Origin of the sequence: Rhizobium sp. RU20A (assembly GCF_900155885.1) — a bacterium.
GTDB lineage: Bacteria > Pseudomonadota > Alphaproteobacteria > Rhizobiales > Rhizobiaceae > RU20A.
The window spans coordinates 890,825-913,974 of sequence record NZ_FTMB01000001.1 but is presented as its reverse complement, the minus strand read 5'-3'; the positions used below and the strand labels follow the sequence as shown (position 1 = coordinate 913,974).

Below are 23,150 nucleotides of genomic sequence, written 5' to 3'. Positions count from 1 at the left end.
AATGATGGTCCCTATGATGAAAAACCTTTCTGGTTAATCAAGTCTTGACATCGCAGCCGGCTAAGGAAAATTGTGTGGCAAAGCAAGGAGTTGGCAGCGGTCTGGGATGAGTGCTGCCAGAGAGTGAGGCGGTAGGCAGTCGCCAATAGGCAGTAGGGGCTAGACAAAGGAGAGCGCGCGTTGAGCAGTTCCTACTGCCTACTGCCTACTGCCTACTGTCTACTGTCTACTGCCTCACCGCTTCAAATGCCGCGTCAGGCGCTGTTCCAGCCAGTTCCAGAGGTTGCGCAGGATCTCGACCATCATCAGGTACAGTACGGCGGCCCAGAGGTACATCTGGTAGTCGAAGGTGCGCGAGAAGGCGCGGCGTGTTTCGCCCATGAGGTCGAAGACGGTGACGATTGCGACGATGGCGGAGCCCTTGATCATCAGGATGATCTCGTTGCCGTAGGGGCGCAGCGCCACGATCATGGCCTGCGGCAGGATGATCCGGTAAAAGGCGATGCGCTTCGAAAGGCCGAGGGCTGCGGCGCCTTCGTGCTGGCCGCGCGGGACGGAGTTGATGGCGCCGCGCAGGATTTCGGCCTGGTAGGCGGCGGTGTTGAGCACGAAGGCGAAGAGGGCGCAGTTCCAGGCATCACGGAAGAACCACCAGAGCCCGAGCGCCTCCAACTCCGGGCGGAAGCTGCCGAAGCCGTAGTAGATCAGGAAGAGCTGGGTGATCAGCGGCGTGCCGCGGAAGAGATAGATGTAGATGTAGGCCGCCCAGGAGGCGAACTTGTTGTTCGACATGCGGGCGGCGGCGATCGGCAGCGAGAGCAGCGCGCCGAGTACGATCGAGGAGCCGACCAGCGTCAGCGTGACGCCGAGGCCGGAGAGAAAGTTCGGGCCGTATCTGGCGAATTTCTCCGGATCCCAGCCGTTGACGATGGTGAGGAAGAGACCGACCGAGAGGGCAAGCCAAATGCCGAGGGTGACGGAGCCAAGGAAGCGCTGCAGCGTATAGGGCCGCGCTTCGGCCGGTGGCGGCGGGGAGGGCGGGATGAGGGTGGTGACGTGGCTCATCGGCGCACCTCCGAGCGATTGAAGCGGCGCTCGATGGCGGCGAAGACGATGGAGGAGATCAGCGCCAGCACGAGGAAGAGCAGGCAGGCGATCCCGAAGAATTCGAAGGCCTGCTTGGTGACGCGGGCCGCGATGCCGGTCTGGCGCAGGATGTCGGAAAGGCCAATGACCGAGACGAGCGCGGTATCCTTCAAGAGCGCCATCCAGAGATTGCCGAGGCCGGGCAGCGCGATGCGGACCAACTGCGGCAGGATGATCTTGCGCATGGTCTGGCCGGGGCGAAGACCGAGCGCAGCGCCCGCTTCGTACTGGCCGCGCGGAATGGCCTGAAAGGCCGATTGCAGCACCTCCGAGCAGTAGGCGGAGAACACAACGCCGAGCGCGATCATGCCGGCGGCAAAGGTGTTGATCTCGATCGGACCCTCATAGCCGATCGCTGCCAGCGCCTGCTGCACGAGGATCTGCAGGCCGTAATAGACGATGAAGAGCGTCAAAAGCTCTGGCAGGCCGCGAAAGATGGTGGTGTAGATATTGGCGGCGAGGCGCAGTTGCGGCTCGGCGGAGCGCTTGGCAAGCGCGACGAAGAAGCCCATGGCAAGGCCGAGCGGCAGGGTGGCGATGGCAAGGCTTGCCGTCACGAGAAAACCTTGCGCGATCTCGTCGCCCCAGCCCGTATCGCCGCAGGCCAGCAGCGAGCCGCCCGCCAGCCAGGTGAAGACGCCGAGCGGTCCGCAGAACGGATCGATGATGGACAGGACCCATCCGATCGCGGATGAGATGGCGGCAAAAAGACCGCTCATGCCGGATTTTTCCCCTCAGCCTGTCGCTTTGGCGTCGCACCATTCGGCCCCAGCGGGGTCTTTCGGTGTGCGGCGCCTTCGGCCGGCTGTTCTTGTCGTTGTTTTTGCAGTGTTTGCAAGGTGCCGGGATGCGCCGCGTGAGCCTTGCGCCGCGCATCCCCATCTCAGTTGAAGGGCATCAGCCGCCGTAAACGTCGAAATCGAAGTATTTGGCGTTGATTTCCTTGTACTTGCCATTGGCGCGGATGGCGTCGATGGCGGCATTGAGCTTTTCGCGCAGGGCGTCGTCACCCTTGCGCAGCGCAATGCCGGCACCTTCGCCATTGATGACGGGATCGACGGGCAGCGTGCCGAGCAGCTTGCAGCAGGTGCCGTCGTCGGTCTTCAGCCATTCGGAGAGCACCACGACGTCGTCGATGACGGCATCGATGCGGCCGTTGGCGATGTCGAGCTTGTATTCGTCGGCGGTCGGGTAAAGCTTGAGCTCGGCGCCCTTCATATGCGCTTCGGCATAGTTGGAATGGGTGGTGGAGGACTGGGCGCCAAGGGCCTTGCCGGCAAGCGCCGCCTCGGTCGCTTCCGTGATCGGCGAATCCTTCGGCACGGCGATGGCCGGCGGCGTGTTGTAGTACTTCTTGGTGAAGTCGACCTTCTCCTTGCGCTCGGCGGTGATCGACATGGAGGCGATGAAGGCGTCGAACTTCTTGGCGTTTAGCGCCGGGATCGCGCCATCCCACTCCTGGGTGACGAAGGTGCATTCGGCCTTCATCTCGGCGCAGAGCGCTTTGGCGATGTCGATGTCGAAACCGGTGAGCGAGCCGTCGGCTTCCAGATTGTTGAAGGGCGGGTAGGCGCCTTCCGTGCCCATGATGATCTTCTCGCCATCGGCAAGGGCGGAGCCTGCCGAAAGAGCGAGGATGGCGACCGTGGCGGCGCCGGCCAATCGTGCGAAGATACGCATAAAATTCCCCTATGTTGTCGGCATCGGAGACAATCATTCCTCCCCGAGCCCGCAGGCGCGCATTTTTTTCGCTGCCCGTGCCGATACTTCTACGCCTGCCGGGCCGAAATCAACTCAAAAATGAGCGTAGTCCCTTTGAGGATGACAATGGCGGGCGCCGCCTTGAGAAAGAGCGGCCGGCCCCTTTGCGAATGAAAGATGAACGCTACGTTCAGCCGAGGTTAAGCGCGGGATCGCTACCCCTTGCAGCCCTGAAGCTGGGTTCGCGCCGCACGACGATGCCGCGTGCGACACCCTGATCTGCCCCGCTGCGCGCCTTTGGCGAGCGCGGACGAAAAAAGGCCGGCTTCCTGCGGGAAGAACGGCCAGACACGAATCGAGAGGAAACAGAATGACCTATCGTAGCAAGCTGTTTGCGACCGTGGCGATGCCGTGGCTGGCCTTGTCCGTCGCCGTTCCGCCGGCGATGGCCGAGAATCTCATGCGCTCCTTCGAGGTGGCTCAGGCCGAAGAGCAGCCGGCCGAGGGCGGTCCCTCGCAGGAGGAGCTTCTGCTTCTCCAGCAGCAGGAGGAAGCCAAGCGGCAAGCCGAACAGCAGGCTGCCGAGGAAGAGGCCAAGCGCCAGGCCGAGCAGCAGGCCGCGGAGGAGCAGCAGCGTCAGGCTGCCGAGGAAGAGGCGAAGCGCCAGGCCGAGCAGCAGGCGGCGGAAGAGCAGCAGCGTCAGGCGGCCGAGGAAGAAGCCAAGCGCCAGGCCGAGCAGCAGGCGGCGGAAGAACAGCAGCGTCAGGCGGCCGAGGAAGAAGCCAAGCGCCAGGCGGAGCAACAGGCCGCCGAAGAGCAGCAGCGTCAGGCGGCCGAGCAGGAGGCCCAGCGCCAGGCCGAGCAGCAGGCGGCTGAAGAACAGCAGCGCCAGGCTGCCGAGGAAGAGGCCAAGCGCCAGGCCGAGCAGCAGGCCGCTGAAGAGCAGCAGCGTCAGGCTGCCGAAGAGGCCCAGCAGCAGCAACAGCAGCAGACGGCCGATCCCTGCGCCGTGCCGGAGGGGGCAGAGCGCCCGGCCGATTGCCCGGTTCCGGCCCCGGCGCCCGATCAGGCGCAGCAGCCGTCCACGCCGGATCAGGGGCAGCCGCCGGTCACGGATCAGGCTGAGCAGCCTGCCGACCCCGCGCAGCAGCCTCCAGCAGACCAAGCCCAGCAACCCGCCGAGCAGCCTCCGGTGACGGATCAGGCGCAGCAGCCGGCCGATCCCGCCCAGCAGCCGCCGGCGGAGCAGCAGGCCGAGCAGCCCGCAGCGCAGCCGGTCGAGCCTGTCGTCGACAACCAGAGCGAAGAGCAGAAACAGCAGATCGCCGCCGATCCGGCTTCGACCAACGAGACGATCGTGCTGCCGGTCGAAAATGGTGCGGCGGTGCTCGACAGTGACAAGGATGCCGATCTTCAGGGCGGCCAGGCGGCGCGCGAGCAGCGCCGGGCCCTGCGGCAGGAAATCCAGGCGCAGGAGCAGGCTCCGCCGCCGACGACCGATGCGGATGCGCAGGCCGCCCTTGTGCAGGAAGGCCAGACCGTCGATCCTGCAACCGTCAAGGCGCGCCTGACGGAAGAGGGCACGCGTGTGCAGGAGGCCCCGCAGTTTGCGGTGCCGCAGACGACCAACATCGTCAACAACACCATCATCAACAATACGGTGATCAACAACACGACCAACAATACCGAGGTGAACAACACCACGAACAACACGGTTGTGAACAACAACAACAACAACACGGTCATCAACAACGAGGTGACGCAGGTCCGGGTCGAGCAGCAGATCGACAACCGCACGGTTCTGGCCGTCGGCGACCGAATCATTGTTCGCGGTGACGAGCGTCCGCGACTGCGCCGTGATGCCGAGGAGGTCTATTACGACGAGTTGTCGCGTGGCCGCACCCGCGAGACGATCGTGCGCGAGAACGGCGTGCAGATCGTCACCGTCTACAATCGGTACGGCGACGTGATCCAGCGCTCGCGCATCGGCCGGGACGGCGAGGAATATCTGCTGGTCTATGCGCCGGAGGCCGATGAGGGTCCGCGCCGCCCGCAACTGGTGGACGTCGGCTACGAGCTGCCGCCGATGCGTCTTCGCATTCCCGTGCGGGATTACATCGTCGATTATTCGGAAGAGCCGGATCGGGATTACTACGAGTTCCTCTCCGAGCCGCCGGTGGAGCGCGTCGAGCGCGTCTACACGATCGATGAAGTCCGTACCTCCGCGCGTCTTCGCGACAAGGTACGCCGTATCGACCTCGATACGATCACCTTCGCGACGGGCAGTGCCGAGGTCTCGATGACGCAGGCCAAGACCATGCGCAAGGTGGCCGATGCCATGAACCAGATCCTTGAGAAGGATCCGGGCGAGACCTTCTTCATCGAAGGTCACACGGATGCGGTGGGTTCGGACCAGTCGAACCTGATCCTGTCCGACAAGCGCGCCGAAAGCGTCGCCGTGCTCCTCACCGAAGTCTACGGCATCCCGCCGGAAAACCTCGTGACGCAAGGCTACGGCGAGCGCTTCCTGAAGGTGCGCACGCAGTCGGCGGAGCAGCAGAACCGCCGCGTGACCATCCGCCGTGTCACGCCGCTGGTGCGCCCGGTCGCCCAGGCGAACTGATGCTTGGCGTGGCGGCCTGACATGCTGCCGCCACAGTGCTAGGCGATCTGATAAACCGGCCCGCTGTCCCGCGGGCCGGTTCTCTTTTACGGTCCTTTTCCATGCTGCTTTCCGCCGTTTCCCGTCGTGCCGGCATCGCGCTTGCGCTGATTGTCTCCTGTGCGCCGCTGGCGGTGCCCTTCGCCAAGGCCGGGCAGGATGGCCTGGTCGAGCCTCGGCTGCATCTGCGCATGGCGGAAGCGTCGAAGGATGCGCCGCGAGTGGCGCTGACCTTCGATGCCTGCATGGGCAAGACGGACGCGCGCATTCTTGCGACACTGATCGACAACCGCATCCCGGCGACCATCTTCGTCACGGCCCGCTGGCTGCGGAACAATGCGCCAACCGCGGCGCTCTTTGCTGCCCACCCCGATCTCTTCGAAGTCGAGGATCACGGTGCCGAACATGTTCCGGCGGTCGATCGTCCCCTCAAGGTCTACGGCATTGCGGCGGCCGGCAGTGCGGTGGCCGTCGAGAGCGAGGTGACGGGCGGGGCAAGCGCGATTGCCGCGAGCGGCCTTGCCGCCCCCCGCTGGTTTCGCGGCGCCACGGCCAAATATTCGCCTTCCGCCATTGCGGACATCCGCCGGCTTGGGCTGACGGTCGCGGGCTTTTCGATCAATGGCGATGGCGGCGCGATGCTCGGGGCCGTTGCCGCCGAGCGGGCCTTCTCGAAGGCGAAGGATGGCGACGTGATCATCGCGCATCTCAACCAGCCCGGCCGGGAGGCCGGCGCCGGCGTGGTGCGCGGCATTCTTGATCTGAAAGCGCGCGGCTACAGGTTCGTGCGGCTTCAGGATGCCGGCGCGCGGGGGACGGACGGGACGACGGATTAGCGGGGGCTTGGATAGGGCGCCGTGTGGGACACCCCCCTCTGCCCTCAGTACATCAAAACCCTAACCCGCAGAATCCCTTCCACCCGTTTGCTCACGTCGCGAATCATCGCCGATCCCCGCAATGCGCTGCACGAAATCGGCGAGCGCGCGGGTATCGTCGAGGTCGAAGACCGGGAGCGTGGTGTCGGTGACCTCATGGTCGGCGGCGATGGCGACGATGTGGGGGTCGGAGGGGGCGAGCGGGGTGCGGTTGGCGGCCTCCAGCCGGCGGGCCTCGATCTTCGGAATGGGCTCGCGCTTGTAGCCTTCGACGATGACGATGTCGCAGGGGGCGAGGCGGGACAGGATTTCCTCGAAGCCCGGTTCAGGGGCGCCGCGCAGCTCGTGCATGATCGCAAAGCGGGTGCCGGAAACGATGGTGACCTCGTGGGCGCCGGCCTCGCGGTGGCGGAAGCTGTCGGCGCCGACCTTGTCGATGTCGAAATCGTGGTGGGCATGCTTGACGGTCGACACGCGGTGGCCGCGGGCGGTGAGTTCGGCCACGAGACGGACGGTGAGGCCCGTCTTGCCGGAGTTCTTCCAGCCGGCAATGCCGACGATCGGCGGCTTTCTGTCTGTCTCGTTCATCGCTCTTGTCAGGTGTAGGGCAGGAGGCGGGCGGCGGTTGCCAGATCCTCCGGCGTGTTGATGTTGAAGAAAGGATCGAGCGGACCTGCCGGCGTTTCCGTCACGGGAAAGGCCACGGTGACGGTGTCGAGGCCGGCAAGGAATCCGGTGACGCGGCGTTTTTCATCCGTTGCGACGAAATCGGCGAGGCTTTCGACAAGGGCGGCGGGCCAGAGGGCTGCGACCGGGTGGAGGCGCCCCGCGCTTTCAGAAACGATGACGGTGCGGTCCGGGTCGGCGGCGGTGTCGCGGGCGGCGGCGAGGCGGGCGGCGAGGTCTATCGGGATGAAGGGGGCGTCGATCGGCGTGGTCAGGATGCTCGGCGCGCCGATCTCGCGGGCGAAGAGCATGGCCGCGTGGACACCGGCCAACGGGCCGGGGCGGCCGACTATGCGGTCGGGGAGGTGATGGGGCGCGAGCTCGTGCGGATCTGCGGGCGGGGCGATTCCCGTCATGTCCGGCCGGTTGATGGCGAGCGGCGAGGCTTGCGGCGCGAGACGGGCGAGAATGTGGGCAAGCAGGGGCCGGCCGGCGAGCAGGACGGTCGCCTTGTCCGTGCCCATGCGGCGCGAGAGGCCACCGGCGAGGACCACCGCGGGGATGGTGTGCTTGCCGCTCACTTCGGCGTCCCCGGCTCGGAGGTTTGCGCGATGGCGGCGACGCGGCGGCGGTTTTCCCGGTAGAAGGTGTAGAGGCCCGAGCCGACGATGACGAGGATGCCGGTGACCATCCAGACATCCGGCACTTCCGCAAAGAAGATAAGGCCAAGCCCGATCGACCAGATGAGGCTGGTATAGCGGAACGGCGCGACAAAGGAGATTTCGCCGTTGCGCATGGCGAGCACAATGCACTGGTAGCCGATCAGCAGCAGGAAGCTCGCGCCGGCGAGATGCGCGAGGCTTTCGGGCCCGACGGGCCGCCAGCCGCCGGTGGGACCGATCAGGGCAGCGCCGACCAGCGTGATGACGACCGAGGTCAGCACGGTGATGAAGAGCGAGGGCACTTCGCGGGCGATGCGGCGCGTGCACAGATCACGGATGGCGGCGAAGACGACGCAGGCGACGACGCTGAGGGCGGCCGGCGTGAAGCCTTCCGGGCCGGGCCTCAGCACGATCAGCACGCCGATGAAGCCGACGACGATGGCCATCCAGCGCCGCCAGCCGACGGGTTCGCCGAGGAACAGCGCGGCCCCGAGCGTGACCGCCAATGGCAAAGCCTGCAGGATGGCGGCGGCATTGGCGAGCGGGATCTGCCCGAGCGCGCTGATATAGGTGAGGGAGGCGCCGACTTCCGCGAAGATGCGCAGCGCCAGTACCGGTGTCAGGGCAATGCGGCCCGGCCGCAGCGCACCAAACTGCCAGGCCAGCGCAATGACAAGCACGGAGGTCATCAACCCGCGCAGGAACATGATCTGGGCGGTGCCCATCTCGCCGGTCACCGATTTCACCAGCGCATCGTTCATGCTGAAGCCGGCCATGGCGAGTGCCATGAAGATGACGCCTTTGACATTGGCGGAAAGGGGGGCGGCGGCGGGCATTCGGGTTCCGGCGTTCATCTGGCGCGGCGCCCGGCCTCCTGCCGGACAGCTGCCGCTGCGGTCATGGCTCCGTCATATAGCACGGCGTTCGATTGAAAAGCCTGCCTCGCCAGAATTCGCGGGTTGCCGCCCGTTCCATCGGCCTTCGCGTTCCCTTGTCCTGCGCGCCGCTGTCACGACTTGTTGCAGTGCGTCAGTAAGTGAATATTTAAATAAGACAGCGCAATCTGCGGGTGAGCCGACATGTCCGCATGATGCGGTCGTTTCCCGTCGCACTGGGGGTGCCGGGAATGGCAGGGCGCGCCGAGATCGGCACGCCGGTGCCGGACATGACGGGCAAGGAAAACAGGGGATCACCATGCGTTTCATCGACCGTCTTCTTCAACGACTGAAGATCATCACCAAGGTGCTGATCTTCGTCGTACCGCTTGTTGCGCTCATCGCCGGCATCGGTCTCGTCGGCTATTTCACCGCGAGTACGCTGAACGGCCATATGACGGTCACCCGCGAAACGATCAACACGCTGTCGGATTTCCAGTCCCTGCGCGCTGCGCTGCAAGGCTTTACCGACCAGCCGGAAAGCACCGGCCGTGACCGCCTGACGAGCGCCATCGGCGATCTCGAAACCGGGGTCAGGTCCCTCGACGGTCTTCTGACCGCGGAGGCCGACCGAGCCAAGATTGCGCCGGTGATCGCGCTGCCGGGACAGATGACGAGCGCGCTCGACGGTCTCTGGTCGATCGAGGCGGAACGCCGCACCGTTTCGGACGGCCTGGCGGGCGCGATCGACGCGCTGCGCAAGAACGGGGAGGCGGCGCGCAAGCAGCTCGACCTCGTGCGCAAGGAGGCGGGCAACAAGGAAGGTTTTGCCAAGGCGCTGCTGTTCGATGCCGCTGCCTCGCAGGGGCTTGCCGAGCGTATCAAGAAGTTCCGCCTGCCGGTGACCCTCGCCGCGACGCCGGCCGCCCGCGTCGAGGCGGCGAAGACCTATCTGCCGCATCTGCAAAAGCAGATCGCCGAAGCCGACGCGATCGCTTCCAAGAAGATCAAGGCGCAGATCGCCGCGGTCAAGGCCAATGCCGACACGGTGGCCGCGATCCTTGCCGGTCCCGAGGATGACGCCGCCAAGAAGACGGCGCTGGTGCCGGTGCTCGGCGACTTCGCCAAGGCCGAGGCCGATTTCATCAAGCAGGGCACCGAGTTTTCCAATACGGCCGCATCGCGTTTCGTGTCGATGGACGCCGACGTCGTGACGCTGCGCGAGCTGGTGACGCTGATGAACGCCACTTTCAGCGCCATCGACGCAGCGGCACTGCATGTGAGCGAGCTGCAGCGCAAGCTGGATCAGGAAAGCCGGCAGGTCCTCATGGCCGATCTTGCGGCCCTGCGCAGCACGACCGCTCAGCTCGCTGAAAAGGGTGCGCGCAACAATGCCCTGCGCGACCTCGGCGGCAAGCTGGAGCCGCAACTGGCCCAGATCGAGAAGGATAGCGCCCGGGCGATCGAGGTCGGCACGGCCTGGAATGCGGCGCGCGGCGCCGCGCAGGGGCTTGTTGCGGATGCCTCCGCCACGCTGGAAGCCTTCGTCTCGACGGCGCAGGAGGCCGGCAAGCGCGACAGCCAGGCCTCGGCCAACGTCTCGATCTTTGCGATGGTGGCCGGCACGGTGCTCGCCATCATCGGTGGCCTGATGCTAGTCGAAACGCTGCGCGGACCGTTGAAGCGGGTCACCGACGTGATGACGCGTCTGGCGAAGGGCGAGCTCGACATCGAGATCGACGGGCGCGAGCGCGGCGACGAGATCGGCGACATGGTGCGCTCCGTTGCCGTGTTCCGCGACAATGCCCGCCAGACGATCCGGCTGGAGCAGGAGGCGGAGGTACAGCGTGCCCGTTCGGCAGAGGAGGAGGCGCGCCGCGCCCGTGAGCGGGCCCGCGTCGAAGCCGAGCAGATGCAGGCGCTGGAAGCCCTGTCGGATGTGCTCTCCAAGCTTGCCGAAGGCAATCTCGAGGCCGGCATGGCCGAAAGCCTGCCGGCGGACTATGTGGTGATGGCGCGCACCTACAATGCCGCCGTCGAGGCGCTGCGTGCGACGCTGTCGGAGGTGCGCACCGTGACCTCGGAAATCACCGGCGCCACGGGTAACCTCGCTGCTTCCTCCGATGATCTTGCGCGCCGCACCGAGCAACAGGCCGCGGCTCTGGAACAGAGCACCCGGGCGCTCAGCGAACTGACGGAGATCGTGCGCGGCACGGCCGACAGTGCGCGGCGCACCACCCTCTCCGTCGACGAAACGTCCACCCATGCCCGCCACTCCGGCGAGGTGGTGACGCGCGCCGTGGCCGCGATGGCGGCGATCAACCGGTCCTCGGAAAAGATCAGCACCATCATCGGCGTCATCGACGAGATCGCCTTCCAGACCAACCTGCTTGCGCTGAATGCCGGGGTCGAGGCGGCGCGCGCTGGCGAGGCCGGACGCGGCTTTGCGGTCGTGGCGCAGGAGGTGCGCGAGCTCGCCCAGCGCTGCGCCGGGGCGGCCCGAGAGATCAAGGGGCTGATTTCGGAAAGCGCCGGCCAGGTGCGGGAGGGTGTGGAACTCGTCGAAGACACCGGCAAGGCGCTCGGCATCATCAACGAGCACATCAGCCAGATCCACGGCCTCGTCAGCACCATCGAGGCGGCTGCCGCCGAACAGTATCGCGGCCTCAACGAGGTCAATACCGCCGTTCACCAGGTGGAGCAACTGACCCAACAGAACGCCGCCATGGTGGAGGAAAACACCGCGGAGATCCACACGCTGCGCAACCAGGTGGAAGCGCTGAACGAGAAGATCGAACGCTTCAAGACCGGTACCCGCGCGGTCGGCGGCAGCTATCGGCGCAGCGCGGCGTAAGGCTCTCGGGGGGACCGGGCAGGGGTCCGGGCAATGAAATTCTAGGCGGCGGCTCGAGAGGGCCGCCGGTTGTGTTTCGTGCGGTGAATTGACAGGCCGGCACCAAAATGCAGAACTGGCGGTGGCTTCGTGCAGCCCGCCGCTCACGCCGGTTTCCGGTCTGGTGAATGCATGTGACGAGACAGGTATCCGTAACGCCAGCCCTTGGCGATCGGTCAGCAATGTGAGCCCTGACGCAGAGATCGCCCGATAGGAACTGGCATGTTCAGAACACATGGCATCAAGGCAATGGCGAAGACGCTGCGCCAGGCGCTTGCCGAGCGCAAGATCGATGTCTCCCACAGCGATTGCCTTGAATTGATCGCCCGGCAATTCGGCTGCAAGGACTGGAATAGTTTTTCCGTCGAACTCACGTCGTCGGCGACCGACCAGCCTCTGGCATTCTCTGTCGTCGGCGAAGCGATGCGCCTGCATCGCACGACGGAACGGCTCGACGTGAACGATACGGATCTGTCCGGGTCGCGTTTCAACGACGCCAATCTCTCCGGCACGTCCTTCAACCAGATCAACTTCTCCGGTGCCCGCTTCAACGACAGCAATATGACCGGCTGGCATGTGAATGACGTGAACCTTGCCGGATCGACCTTCCAGCACGTCAACCTCTCGGGCGCCATCTTCAGCGATTGCCGTTTGCACGGCGCGACGCTGGAGGGTGTGCCGATCGAGGATCTAGTGGACGCCTACAGGACGCGTCCGCAGACGTAGGCGAGGCTTGATGGTCTCGGCGGTGACAGAGATGTCCCCTCAAGCTGCCCTCAATCCTCCTTCAGGCGCCCCGCCCATCCGGCAGAGGTCAGGTGGTTGATATCATCGATGCCGAGCGGCGGAGCGTGCCGGGGCGTGTTGTCGCGTGCTGTGAAAAATGCTTCGAGCGTGGCATCGGGTCCGTTTCCACGGAGTTTCACCGACCCGTCTGGTAGCGTTTCAGCGGACAGCGAGCTGCCGGCCTCGATGCCGAGATGCAGCATCAGTTCGGGCGTCAGCGTGACCTTGCCGTCTGCCGCGACGATCAATGTGGGCATTGCGGTCTCCATCAGAGCTCTGAGCATGCTGCAGGGCGTTCGCCTTACCGTCAATGTCCTGGCGAATGCGGCGCTCTGCGCAGCCGGGGCATTTGCCTTTTTCGCCTTCCGTGCTATATGCCCCTGCGTTGAAAGAGGACGACCTCTACCCTTTCATGGGGTCTTTTCGCACGGGACGACCCGGGCTTATCGGAGGTTTTCCATGCGCAGCTTTCCCGACCGTATTCGCCATGCCATCAGTTTCGAGGTGATCGGAATCTTGCTGATCACGCCGCTCGGGGCTTTGGCGTTCCATACGCCGATCGCCGATATCGGCGTTGTTGCCGTCGTCAGCGCGACGATCGCGACGGCCTGGAATTTCTTCTACAATATCGGTTTCGACACGGTGCTGAAGCGCCTGACGGGCACGACGCAGAAGCAGTGGCGCGCGCGCATCTGGCATGCGGTGCTGTTCGAGGCGGGTCTCCTGATCGCGCTGGTGCCCTTCATTGCCTGGTATCTTCAGGCCTCGCTCTGGCAGGCGCTGATGATGGACGTGTCCTTCGCGGTCTTCTACGTCGTCTACGCCTATGTCTTCAATCTCGCCTACGATCTTCTGTTTCCGCTGCCGGAATGGGCAACGGAGGCAAAGAAGAAGGCGGGCTGAGGCGCGCGGCGATCAAGGCTTCGGCCTGCCATCGAGATCGAGGATGGTGATGCCCTCGTCGGTTTTCTCATTGTCAAAGCCGTCGAAGGTGGGGTTGACCTCGTACCGGGTCAGCACGAAGGCATCGTCCCGGAATACCCAGCGACCGTGATCCCAGGCATCGCCAATGCCGCGCCAGAGGCCGCGGCTGGTGATGGTTGCCGTTTGGGGATCGAAGCGGGCATTCACGAGAATGCTCGTTGCTTTGTAGCCGGTGATGCGCGGCGGGTTCTTCAGCGTCGTCTGGTCCTCGTCGGCATAATCGAGGCCGAGCTCGGGGTTGGCGAAGGAGAGAAGACGCGGAACCTCGTCGTCCGGCGTCTTGATGACGAAGGCGGATTGCAGATTGTAGGCGCCGATCGAGCAGAGCAGCTTGTAGAGCGTCGCTTCTGCGTCCGGCTGGTCGGCCGAATACCAGCTGGGCCGGTATTTGACGGTATAGACGGTGTGGCCGGCCTCGTCTTCCGTGCCGTCGGCGACGACGGGCGTTTCCTCGGGATCGCGCATCAGGCAGTCGACGCCGAGTGCCGCCTTGGCGGCGGTTTCCGCCTCCTTGAGGCCCGGCGGGCGCTCGGCCGCGAAGGTGGTGCCTGCGGTGGCGAAAGCGGCGACAATCAATAGCGGCAGGCGGCGCATGGGCAGGGTCCGGGCCTTTGGAGGGTTCAGGAGATCAGCCGCCGGTGACGCTCATGTGGCGGCGCACGGCGGGGCGGTTGCGGCGGTCGATCACGAAGTCATGGCCCTTTGGCTTCATGGCGATGGCGGCGTCGATGGCGGCAAAGAGGTGCTGGTCGTCGGGGCTTTCGCGCAGGGCGGCGCGCAGGTCCGCGGCATCGTCCTGCCCGAGGCACATGTAGAGCGTGCCGGTGCAGGTGAGGCGCACGCGGTTGCAGCTCTCGCAGAAATTATGCGTCATCGGCGTGATGAAGCCGAGCCGCCCGCCGGTCTCGGCGACGGTGACGTAGCGGGCCGGACCGCCCGTGCGGTAGGGGCTGTCGATGAGGGTGAAGCGCTCGGCGAGGCGGCTGCGCACCATGCTCAGCGGCAGATAATGATCGGTGCGGTCGGCGTCGATCTCGCCCATGGGCATGGTCTCGATCAGCGTCAGATCCATGCCGCGCCCATGCGCCCAGGCCATGAGGTCGGGGATTTCGTCCTCGTTGTCGCCCTTCAGCGCCACGGCGTTGATCTTCACGGCGATGCCGGCGGCCTGGGCCGCGTCGATGCCTTCCAGCACGCGGGCAAGGTCGCCCCAGCGGGTCAGGCGGCGGAATTTTTCAGGGTCCAGCGTATCGAGGGAGACGTTGATGCGCTTCACGCCGCTGTCGGCGAGCTCGGCGGCGAAGCGGGAGAGCTGTGAGCCGTTGGTGGTCAGCGTCAGCTCATCAAGGCGCCCGGCTTCGATCTCCTTCGACAGCGCCCGGATCAGAAACATGATGTTCTTGCGCACCAGCGGCTCGCCGCCGGTCAGGCGCAGCTTGCGCACGCCCCGGGCGATAAAGGCGCGGCAGAGGCGGTCCAGCTCCTCCAGTGTCAGGAGGTCCCGCTTCGGCAGGAACGTCATGTCCTCAGCCATGCAGTAGGTACAGCGAAAATCGCAGCGGTCGGTGACCGACACCCGCAGATAGGTGATCGCCCGGCCGAACGGGTCGATCATCGGCGGCTCGCCTGTGCCGATGGCGGTTCCTGTCGTCGGTCTTGCGATGCTGTTCACGAGGTCATGGTCCCTGCCGCTTGGCGATGGACATTATATGGCGTGGTCAAGGGCATAATGCAAAGCGGGCAGGGCGGATTGATGGCGGATTGCGACTTCCGTCGTCCGGGTTGCGCTTGCCGGGAGGTGTCGTTCCGGCAAGGTCGCGTCTTCCCCACCCGTCGTCCTCGGGCCGGACCCGAGGACCCATTCGGCCCGCTGTGCCCTTGGCCGTGGATCCTCGGCTCGGGGGCCGAGGATGAAGGAGGGTGGAGGGACGGTCTTTACCTCACGTTGCCGTCGCACATGCGAAGAGGTCGAAGATGCGTGAAGCACATTCTTGACGGGATGGAGAGGCGTGCGGCGCCAGCCTTTCCTTGTGTGGTTCCCCTCCGGGAGCCGCCGCCGTTATACCTGACGCCTCAGCCCTCGGCCCGGCGGGCCTTGGCAGTCGCGGCAAAGGCGCGCTGCATGTACATGTCGCGGTCGTAGACGTCGTCGAAATACTCGACCTTGCCGTCCTTGTCCGGCCAGGCGGTGAAGTAGGAGACGTAGACCGGAATCTTCGGCGTCGAGACGGCCTTGTTGGCGCCGCCCGCGATCTGGCGGCCGATGTCCTCGACGCTGGTGCCGAGCACGGCAGCGGCCATCTTGCGCGGTTCGGCAAGGCGCACGCAGCCGTGGCTGAGCGCCCGCATGTCCTTCTTGAAGAAGCTCTTCGAGGGCGTGTCATGCATGTAGATGGCATGGGTGTTCGGGAAGAGGATCTTCAGCTCGCCGAGCGCATTGTCGCTGGACGGCGGCTGGCGCACGGCCACCCCGGCGGTCGAACCATACCAGTTGACCGAGGACGAGGCGACGGCACGTCCCCCGACTTCGACCTGATAGCCGAGACGGTCGAGATAGGACGGGTCGTTGCGCAGCTTCGGCAGCATCTCGTTGACGATGATCGACTGCGGTACGCCCCAATAGGGGTTGAACTCGACGGTCTGGATCTCGTCCTGGAAGAAATAGGTCTGGTTGCTCTTCGAACCGACCACGACACGCATGGCGAACTGTTCGCGGCCGCCGTCGTGGTAATAGGCCTGATAGGCCGGCTGGTTGATGAAGACGTAGCGGCGGCCGAGATCGTCCGGCAGCCAGCGCGCCTGCTCCATGGCGACCTTCACCTTCTCGATCTTCGAGGCGGTGGTGTCGCCGCCGGTCAGGACGCGGATCGTGGCATTGCCGACGACACCGTCCGGCTTTAGCCCGTGCTCCTTCTGGAAGGCCTCGACGAGGGCAACCAGTTCCGGCGCGTAGTCCGGCGTACCCTGATAGGCCGCGATCGTCGCCTGATGCGCGGTCCTGAGAGCCTCCGAGCCGCGACTCTTGATGGCAGCCACGATGTTGGAAAGTTCCGGATTGCTCTGGCCGGGCTTCAGCAGCGTGCCGGGCGCGATGGTGATGCGCGGCGCGCCATCGCCGGCACCCTCCAGCGTCCGCAACTCGCGCATCAGGGCCATGAACTGCGGGCTCACCGGATTAAGCTGCGTCAGCGCGAAGGCCGGTGCGTCGGAGGAGGCAATTGTCTTCAGCGTGGCGACGAGATCGACGTCCTTGCGCTTGAAGTCGTGGTAGCCGGAAATCTTGTTGGGATCGATGCGGCCGCGGATGGTGTCGGCGGCGTATGTGGCAATGGCGGCCGTCAGCGCGACGTCGAAGCGCACGAGGTCCTGTTGGCGCGCGGCCTCATCGGCGGCCCCGCTCACGGGACGCGCCACGGCATAGTCTGCCGGGTCGAGGCCAACGCGCTCGGCGCGGGCCAGCATGGCAAGAACCGCGTCGGCCTTTGCCGTCACGCCATCGCCATCCACCCAGACGAGGGCGGAATGGCCGGCATAGAAGGCCTCGACGGCGCGGGCGATCTCGGCAGGCGCCTTCACATCGACGGGAGTAGCGACGGGGCGCGCCTCCGTCGCGGCTGGCTTTGCGGCGGCCGGCAGGCTGGTGTTGTCGAGCGAGGCGGTCACGACGGGATCGGCCCCGCTCTGCATCGCCATGGCGGCGGCGGCAAGGCCGGGCGTCGCGATGCGGCGCAGCGGCTCGGCCTTGTAGGTGTAGTAGCGCGGACCGGTGATCTTCTGGATCGGTGCGGCTGCCCGCGGGCGCTGCTCCTCGATCGCGGTGCCCGGCGCGACGCCCGGCAGGCTGGTGTCGGTGGCCTTCGGTGCCTGCTCGCTGACGCGCGGGCGGCCGCCACGAATGATGTCCATGAGCGTGATGGCTTCCGCCGGCCGCACATCGACTGTCACAAGGGCACAGCCCGCCAGGAGGGCGAAGAACGCCGCGGTGTTTTTCAATCTCATGATCCGTGAATTCCCTGTCTTGCTCACCGCGGGAAACGGTCTGCCATCTGCGTCGCCCCACGTTCGTCAACCTATAAGAAAGGATGGTGAATGAAAAGAAAACGCGCTGTTTCCGGCGGCACTGCCGGCGACAAAAAAGCGAGAGAATTCCGTGAGGCAAAAATTGCAGAGGGTGAAGGCGGCAATTTTGCAACAGGGGCGCGGGGCTCCTGGCCGACGGCCTGCGGCGGGTCCCTGCGGCATCCATGAGGGGATTTTTCCGGCCCCTTCATTCTAAACGATTGTAGGACTCGCGCTCCTTCGCCCGTCCCTTTACAAGGCTGGCTGCAATGGTCCACAGAAGGGCCCCAAGAGCGCCGGAGAGAGGGCGGCTGAGGCCGGCCGGCGCGTCAACACGGACGAAGGCAGGAAACGGCATGAGCTCCACGCGCACCGAGACAGATACATTCGGCCCGATCGAAGTGGCCAGCGACCGCTACTGGGGTGCCCAGGCGCAGCGTTCGCTCGGCAACTTCAAGATCGGCTGGGAAAAGCAGCCGCTGGCCATCGTGCGTGCGCTCGGCATCGTCAAGCAGGCCGCGGCGCGCACCAACATGGCGCTGGGCCGTCTCGATGCGACTGTCGGAGAAGCCATCGTCAAGGCCGCCCAGGAGGTCATCGACGGCAAGCTGAACGATCATTTCCCGCTCGTCGTCTGGCAGACCGGGTCGGGCACCCAGTCCAACATGAATGCCAATGAGGTGATCTCCAACCGCGCCATCGAGATGCTGGGCGGCGTGATGGGCTCGAAGAAGCCGGTTCACCCCAACGACCACGTCAATATGAGCCAGTCGTCAAACGACACTTATCCGACGGCCATGCACATCGCCTGCGCCGAGCGCGTCGTCCACGATCTGTTGCCCGCCTTGAAGCATCTGCATGCGGCGCTGGAAGCCAAGGTGAAGGCCTTCGATCACATCATCAAGATCGGCCGCACCCATACGCAGGATGCGACCCCGCTGACGCTCGGCCAGGAATTTTCCGGCTATGCGGCGCAGGTGGCATCCTCGATCAAGCGCATCGAGATGACACTGCCTGGCCTGCAGGAGCTGGCACAGGGCGGCACCGCCGTCGGCACCGGTCTCAACGCCCCAGTCGGCTTTGCCGAACAGGTCGCCGAGGAGATCGCCAAGATCACCGGGATCGCTTTCACCTCTGCGCCGAACAAGTTCGAAGCGCTGGCTGCGCATGATTCCATGGTCTTCTCGCACGGCGCCATCAATGCGACGGCCGCGGCGCTCTTCAAGATCGCCAACGACATCCGCTTCCTCGGTTCCGGCCCCCGGTCGGGCCTTGGCGAACTCTCGCTGCCGGAAAACGAGCCGGGCTCGTCGATCATGCCGGGCAAGGTGAACCCGACCCAGTGCGAGGCGCTGACGCAGGTCTGCGTGCAGGTGTTCGGCAATCATGCGGCGCTGACCTTTGCAGGCAGCCAAGGCCATTTCGAGCTCAATGTCTACAATCCGCTGATGGCCTACAATTTCCTGCAGTCGGTGCAGCTTCTCGCCGACGCGGCCATCTCGTTCACCGACAATTGCGTCGAGGGCATCGAAGCGCGCGAGGACAACATCAAGGCTGCGCTCGACCGCTCGCTGATGCTCGTCACCGCGCTGGCGCCGAAGATCGGCTACGACAACGCCGCCAAGATCGCCAAGACCGCTCACAAGAACGGCACGACGCTGCGCGAAGAAGCCGTCGGCGGTGGCTATGTGACCAATGAAGAGTTCGACGCGGTGGTGCGTCCGGAGACAATGATCAGCCCAGCCTGAGCGATCGATCTCCATCCGCAACCTCGCGGGAGTTCGCCTTGGCGAACTCCCGTTTTTTCTACGGCGCTCATTTTTCGGTTGATGCCGTCACAGGTGCGCTTTACCCAAAGTTTCTAAACGGTGATTACGTTTAACACTTTCCAAATGATTGATCCCTAATGATACGGGAACTCGATGTAATCGTGACGAGGGGTCGTCAGATGGCTGCTGCTCCCGCGCAGAAAACGCCTGTCCCAGATATTGCCGCGCAAGTGACGCACGCGATGCGCGTCATGGGGATTGCGCCGATTCCGCGGAATTACGAACTGTACTACGAAGCCTATATCGGCTCCAATCCGAAGCTGACGAAGGAACTCGCGGCGCTCGGAAGCAAGGCGACGCAGGAGGAGCTCGACGAGATCGGGCTGCGTTACTTCGCGCATGTGCACCGGCCCGCGACGCTGGAGACGGCCCATCGCAATCTTTCCCTGCAGCTCAGCGAGGTCCTGAACCTCCTGCGCGACGAGCAGCATGCACTGGAAAGCTACAACCAGATCCTCGGCGAAGCCTATCGCAACATCAACGGCAAGAGCTCCAACGGCGTCGAACTGCTGCGCCACGCGATCAACATTCTCTCCGACGCCACCAGCGCCACCATGAGCGAAGGCAAGGAGCGGGTCGAGAATGTCGTGCAGAAGTCCTTCGAGATCGAATCGATCCGTCAGGAACTCGATGAGTACAAGCGGATCGCCAATACCGACTCGCTGACGCGGCTGGCCAATCGCCGTGCCTTCGACGAACGACTGACCACTATCTACAATTCGGAAAAGCTGCGGTACATGACGGGGCTCCTGGTCGCCGATATCGACCATTTCAAGAAGGTGAACGACGCCTATGGCCATCCGGTCGGCGACAAGATTCTGGCGACGGTCGGCAATCTGATCCGGCTGACGGTGCCGCGCGAATCCTTCGTGGCCCGTACCGGCGGCGAGGAATTTGCGGTCATCCTGTCGGACCTGAGCGCCGAGGAATGCCAGGGCGTGGCGGAACGAGTCCGTGCGGCGGTGGCCGCGACACCCTTCAAGAATTCCAAGACCGGGATCAATTACGGTCCGATCACCCTGTCGATCGGCGTCTGCATGGCCGCGGAGGCCGACGATCCGACCGACCTCTACCAGAAGAGCGATCTGGCGCTCTATTGCGCCAAGAATGGCGGCCGCAACCGTGTCGTCCACTTCGAAGAGGGTATGCGCAAGGAAAGCGGCAAGAACTGGCTGATCTATCGCCGCTGAGCCGCACGTCACTGCTGAAACAAGGCCCGGCCGGTCAGGAGATCGGCCGGGCCTTGTTGTTCTGGCCTTCGTGTTCAGGCGAAGCGGTCCTTGAGATGGGCAAGGCACTGCCGAAAAGCGGCAAGATCGGTGTAGAGCGCATCCGGCGGAGCGCTTCCGATGGCGATGAGGCCGCCGCGGCGCTCGACGCCGCCATGCAGCATCAGATTGTCGATCATCTCGAAATCCTCCAGTGACAGGCCGTCCGACCCGCGCTGATAACCATCCTCGCCCTTCGTGACGCGCCCCTCATAATAGGCGACGCAGCGCGCATAATGGCTTTCCGGCACGTTCGTATAGGCCGTGACGGGCTTGCCGAGCGCGCACATGAAGCCAAGTTCGAAGGCCGTGCCGACATCGGCGGCAAGGCCGCGGAACGGGGTGAGGTTGGCGATGATGGCATCGGCCTCCAGCATCATCTCTTCATCCACCTGGCTGATGGCCAGTCCGAAGGCCTTCTTGGTCGGCGCCGGCGGAATATCGAGGTCGCCCGGGCAGATGGCGCGAAAGCCGGCCTCGCGCGCAAGCTCAGTCTTCTCGTCCATGATGGCGCGGGCATTGGGCATGAAGACTTCGGGGCCGGCCATGTAGATCGATCGGACCATGGCAATTCTCCTTCTTGGACCTGATAGCGCTCGGAGCCTAGAGGATTGCTGCGTGAAGGGAAACCAGTCGCGCAGAATTTCGCTTCTGCGGCAATGCGTTAGGCGGGACGGATACTGGTTCCCGAAAAAAGTGATCATCTTTGCGTGTTTTTTGAACCTGGTGTCACGTCGCTGTAAATCAGCGGGGCTAACCCACGTGCGTCACTTCTCACCCATCAAACCGAAGAGGGTACCATGACCACGATCGACAAGTTCAAGATGAGCTGGGACGAATGGGACGAACGGCAGAATCCGCCGCCGGCGGTGACCGATTTCGACCGAGTGGTCGAACGGGCCGTTTCGCGCCGTGGCTTCCTCGGCGGCATCCTGGCCTTCGGTTCGGCGGCTGCCGCCATGGGAACGATCGGCCAGCTGATGAGCTCCACGGCCGTCGAAGCCGCCGACGCCACCTCGCGTTTCCCCTTCACGCCCGTTCCGGCCGGCACTGACGCCACCGTTCATGTTCCGGATGGCTATAACTGGAACCCGCTTGCCAAGTGGGGTCAGCCGCTCTTCTCGAACGTTGCCGATGTCGATCCGGCCAAGGGCGTTTCGCTGGAGAACTCCGACAAGGTCTTCGGCGAGAACACCGACGGCATGGAACTCTTCGTCGTCGGCGGCCACCAACTGATCGCCGTCAACCATGAATATGTGAACCCGGAAATCAACCTTCCACATGCGCCCGAAGGCGTGCCGCAGTCGGCGGACGACGTGAAGATCCTGCAGAACATGCAGGGCGTGACCGTCATGGAAGTCGCCGAGGGCGAAAACGGCTGGCAGATCGTGCTCGACAGCCCGTTCAACCGCCGCATCCACCACAACACGCCGATGATGCTCTCGGGCCCGGCTGCCGGCTCCGACCTTCTGAAGACCGAAGCCGACACCACCGGCACCGAATGTCTCGGGACGCTGAACAACTGCGGCGCGGGCAAGACGCCGTGGGGCACGTATCTGACCTGCGAAGAGAACTTCAACGGCTATTTCGGTTCGACGGATGCGAATTTCGCGCTGCCGGAAGACTACAAGCGCTACGGCATTGCCGCCGAGTCGGTCTATTCCTACGAAAAGTTTGACGCCCGCTTCGATGTCTCCAAGAACCCGAACGAGCCGCACCGCTTCGGTTATGTCGTCGAGATCAATCCGGCGGATGCTTCCTCCAAGCCGGTCAAGCGCACCGCGCTCGGACGCATCAAGCATGAGAACGCCGCCGTCACGGTTGCCCGCGACGGCCGTGTCATCGTCTATATGGGCGACGACGAGCGCGGCGAGTTCCTCTACAAGTTCGTCTCCACCGGCATCTATGTGCCCGGCGGCGACACCTCGACGCTGCTCGACGACGGCCAGCTCTACGTTGCCAAGTTCTCGGACGACGGCACGGGCGAGTGGCTGGCGCTGACGCCCGAGGCCACCGGCATGAAAGCGGATGAAATCTGCGTCTTCACCCGCAAGGCTGCTTCCAAGGTTGGCGCCACCACCATGGACCGTCCGGAATGGGTCGCCATCAATCCGGTCGCCGTCGAAGCCTATTGCGCGCTGACCAACAACAGCCGCCGCGGCGAAATGAAGGACGGCAAGCTGCGCACCAATGCCGGCGGCGACGAGCTGGCCCTCAATGCCGTCAACCCGCGTGAGAAGAACGGCTATGGCCAGATCGTGCGCTGGTACCCGGAAAACGACGACCATGCCGATGGCAAGTTCAAGTGGGACCTGTTCTGCATGGCCGGCAACCCGTCGGTCCATAAGGACGCCTATGCCGGCTCGTCCAACATCAACGAAGGCAACATGTTCAACTCGCCCGACGGGATGATGTTCGATACGACCGGCCTTCTGTGGATCCAGACGGACGGCGAAGACACCAACGAAGGCGACTTCGCAGGCCAGGGCAACAACCAGATGCTCGCCGGCGACCCCGTCACGGGCCGCATCGAGCGCTTCCTGACCGCCCCGAAGGGTGCCGAAGTCACCGGCCAGACCTGGTCGGCCGACAAGCGCACCCACTTCGTCGGCATCCAGCACCCCGACGCCCCGTTCCCGGACGGCGAAGGCAAGCTGCCCCGCTCGACCATCGTCGCCATCAAGCGCGCCGACAATGCCATGATCGGCTAAGCAGCATCTAAGATCGATGCAACCACGGCGGCG

At 64.5% G+C, this 23,150-nt stretch carries 19 protein-coding genes; 8 read left to right on the top strand and 11 right to left on the bottom strand.

Annotated elements, in window-relative coordinates; translation table 11 throughout:
* Positions 1 to 234 precede the first annotated feature (234 nt).
* The 3 genes from F3H41_RS04430 to F3H41_RS04420 all read right to left on the bottom strand — a co-directional run bounded on the left by F3H41_RS04430 (position 235) and on the right by F3H41_RS04420 (position 2,826).
* Positions 235 to 1,065, bottom strand: coding sequence for an ABC transporter permease (locus F3H41_RS04430; protein ID WP_149737322.1), 831 nt, complete (start codon positions 1,063 to 1,065; stop codon positions 235 to 237).
* A complete protein-coding gene (locus tag F3H41_RS04425; protein ID WP_149737321.1) occupies positions 1,062 to 1,865 on the bottom strand; it encodes an ABC transporter permease in 804 nt (267 codons plus the stop codon). Before F3H41_RS04425 ends, F3H41_RS04430 begins: the two co-directional genes overlap by 4 nt.
* A gap of 178 nt (positions 1,866 to 2,043) precedes the next feature.
* A complete protein-coding gene (locus F3H41_RS04420; protein WP_149737320.1) occupies positions 2,044 to 2,826 on the bottom strand; it encodes an ABC transporter substrate-binding protein in 783 nt (260 codons plus the stop codon).
* Positions 2,827 to 3,217: 391 nt separating this feature from the next.
* Here F3H41_RS04420 and F3H41_RS04415 point away from each other — a divergent pair, with 391 nt between their 5' ends.
* A complete protein-coding gene (locus F3H41_RS04415; RefSeq protein ID WP_149737319.1) occupies positions 3,218 to 5,470 on the top strand; it encodes an OmpA family protein in 2,253 nt (750 codons plus the stop codon).
* Positions 5,471 to 5,571: 101 nt separating this feature from the next.
* Entirely contained in the window at positions 5,572 to 6,345 is a 774-nt protein-coding gene (locus tag F3H41_RS04410) for a polysaccharide deacetylase family protein (RefSeq protein ID WP_149737318.1), read from the top strand.
* Positions 6,346 to 6,405: 60 nt separating this feature from the next.
* Here F3H41_RS04410 and mobB read toward each other — a convergent pair whose 3' ends face one another.
* From mobB to F3H41_RS04395, 3 genes are read right to left on the bottom strand one after another with little or no spacing between them, the layout of a single operon-like run.
* Positions 6,406 to 6,972: a molybdopterin-guanine dinucleotide biosynthesis protein B gene (mobB, locus tag F3H41_RS04405; RefSeq protein WP_149737317.1), complete on the bottom strand. Its 567-nt coding sequence runs from the start codon at positions 6,970 to 6,972 to the stop codon at positions 6,406 to 6,408.
* Positions 6,973 to 6,980: 8 nt separating this feature from the next.
* Positions 6,981 to 7,631: a molybdenum cofactor guanylyltransferase MobA gene (mobA, locus tag F3H41_RS04400; RefSeq protein ID WP_280177032.1), complete on the bottom strand. Its 651-nt coding sequence runs from the start codon at positions 7,629 to 7,631 to the stop codon at positions 6,981 to 6,983.
* Positions 7,628 to 8,548 carry a DMT family transporter gene (locus F3H41_RS04395; RefSeq protein ID WP_149737316.1) on the bottom strand — a complete coding sequence of 307 codons (921 nt, stop codon included), beginning with the start codon at positions 8,546 to 8,548 and terminating at the stop codon, positions 7,628 to 7,630. Before F3H41_RS04395 ends, mobA begins: the two co-directional genes overlap by 4 nt.
* A gap of 358 nt (positions 8,549 to 8,906) precedes the next feature.
* Here F3H41_RS04395 and F3H41_RS04390 point away from each other — a divergent pair, with 358 nt between their 5' ends.
* Positions 8,907 to 11,441, top strand: a complete 2,535-nt coding sequence (locus tag F3H41_RS04390; RefSeq protein WP_149737315.1) for a HAMP domain-containing methyl-accepting chemotaxis protein — start codon at positions 8,907 to 8,909, stop codon at positions 11,439 to 11,441.
* A gap of 261 nt (positions 11,442 to 11,702) precedes the next feature.
* A complete protein-coding gene (locus F3H41_RS21465; RefSeq protein WP_244616073.1) occupies positions 11,703 to 12,206 on the top strand; it encodes a pentapeptide repeat-containing protein in 504 nt (167 codons plus the stop codon).
* Between the two features lie 50 nt (positions 12,207 to 12,256).
* On the opposite strand, the gene F3H41_RS04380 is transcribed toward F3H41_RS21465, so the two are convergent.
* Complete coding sequence (locus F3H41_RS04380; protein WP_149737314.1) at positions 12,257 to 12,535, bottom strand: AbrB/MazE/SpoVT family DNA-binding domain-containing protein; 279 nt, start codon at positions 12,533 to 12,535, stop codon at positions 12,257 to 12,259.
* Between the two features lie 190 nt (positions 12,536 to 12,725).
* Between F3H41_RS04380 and F3H41_RS04375 the strand changes: the two genes are divergently transcribed.
* Positions 12,726 to 13,169, top strand: coding sequence for a PACE efflux transporter (locus F3H41_RS04375; protein ID WP_149737313.1), 444 nt, complete (start codon positions 12,726 to 12,728; stop codon positions 13,167 to 13,169).
* A 12-nt stretch (positions 13,170 to 13,181) separates the two neighbouring features.
* Here the strand turns inward: F3H41_RS04375 and F3H41_RS04370 are convergent, their stop codons facing one another.
* The 3 genes from F3H41_RS04370 to F3H41_RS04360 all read right to left on the bottom strand — a co-directional run bounded on the left by F3H41_RS04370 (position 13,182) and on the right by F3H41_RS04360 (position 17,249).
* Positions 13,182 to 13,844, bottom strand: coding sequence for a DUF1176 domain-containing protein (locus tag F3H41_RS04370; RefSeq protein WP_149737312.1), 663 nt, complete (start codon positions 13,842 to 13,844; stop codon positions 13,182 to 13,184).
* A 34-nt stretch (positions 13,845 to 13,878) separates the two neighbouring features.
* Positions 13,879 to 14,865: a GTP 3',8-cyclase MoaA gene (gene moaA / locus F3H41_RS04365; RefSeq protein WP_149738214.1), complete on the bottom strand. Its 987-nt coding sequence runs from the start codon at positions 14,863 to 14,865 to the stop codon at positions 13,879 to 13,881.
* 458 nt (positions 14,866 to 15,323) lie between these two features.
* Positions 15,324 to 17,249 carry a L,D-transpeptidase family protein gene (locus tag F3H41_RS04360; RefSeq protein WP_149737311.1) on the bottom strand — a complete coding sequence of 642 codons (1,926 nt, stop codon included), beginning with the start codon at positions 17,247 to 17,249 and terminating at the stop codon, positions 15,324 to 15,326.
* A gap of 416 nt (positions 17,250 to 17,665) precedes the next feature.
* On the opposite strand from F3H41_RS04360, the gene fumC reads away from it, so the two are divergent.
* Both fumC and F3H41_RS04350 read left to right on the top strand, forming a co-directional pair.
* Complete coding sequence (gene fumC / locus F3H41_RS04355; RefSeq protein WP_149737310.1) at positions 17,666 to 19,057, top strand: class II fumarate hydratase; 1,392 nt, start codon at positions 17,666 to 17,668, stop codon at positions 19,055 to 19,057.
* Between the two features lie 200 nt (positions 19,058 to 19,257).
* Positions 19,258 to 20,328, top strand: coding sequence for a GGDEF domain-containing protein (locus tag F3H41_RS04350; RefSeq protein ID WP_149737309.1), 1,071 nt, complete (start codon positions 19,258 to 19,260; stop codon positions 20,326 to 20,328).
* 74 nt (positions 20,329 to 20,402) lie between these two features.
* Here F3H41_RS04350 and F3H41_RS04345 read toward each other — a convergent pair whose 3' ends face one another.
* Positions 20,403 to 20,972, bottom strand: a complete 570-nt coding sequence (locus F3H41_RS04345) for a nucleoside 2-deoxyribosyltransferase (protein WP_149737308.1) — start codon at positions 20,970 to 20,972, stop codon at positions 20,403 to 20,405.
* A gap of 234 nt (positions 20,973 to 21,206) precedes the next feature.
* On the opposite strand from F3H41_RS04345, the gene F3H41_RS04340 reads away from it, so the two are divergent.
* Positions 21,207 to 23,117, top strand: a complete 1,911-nt coding sequence (locus F3H41_RS04340; protein WP_149737307.1) for a PhoX family phosphatase — start codon at positions 21,207 to 21,209, stop codon at positions 23,115 to 23,117.
* Positions 23,118 to 23,150: the final 33 nt, after the last annotated feature.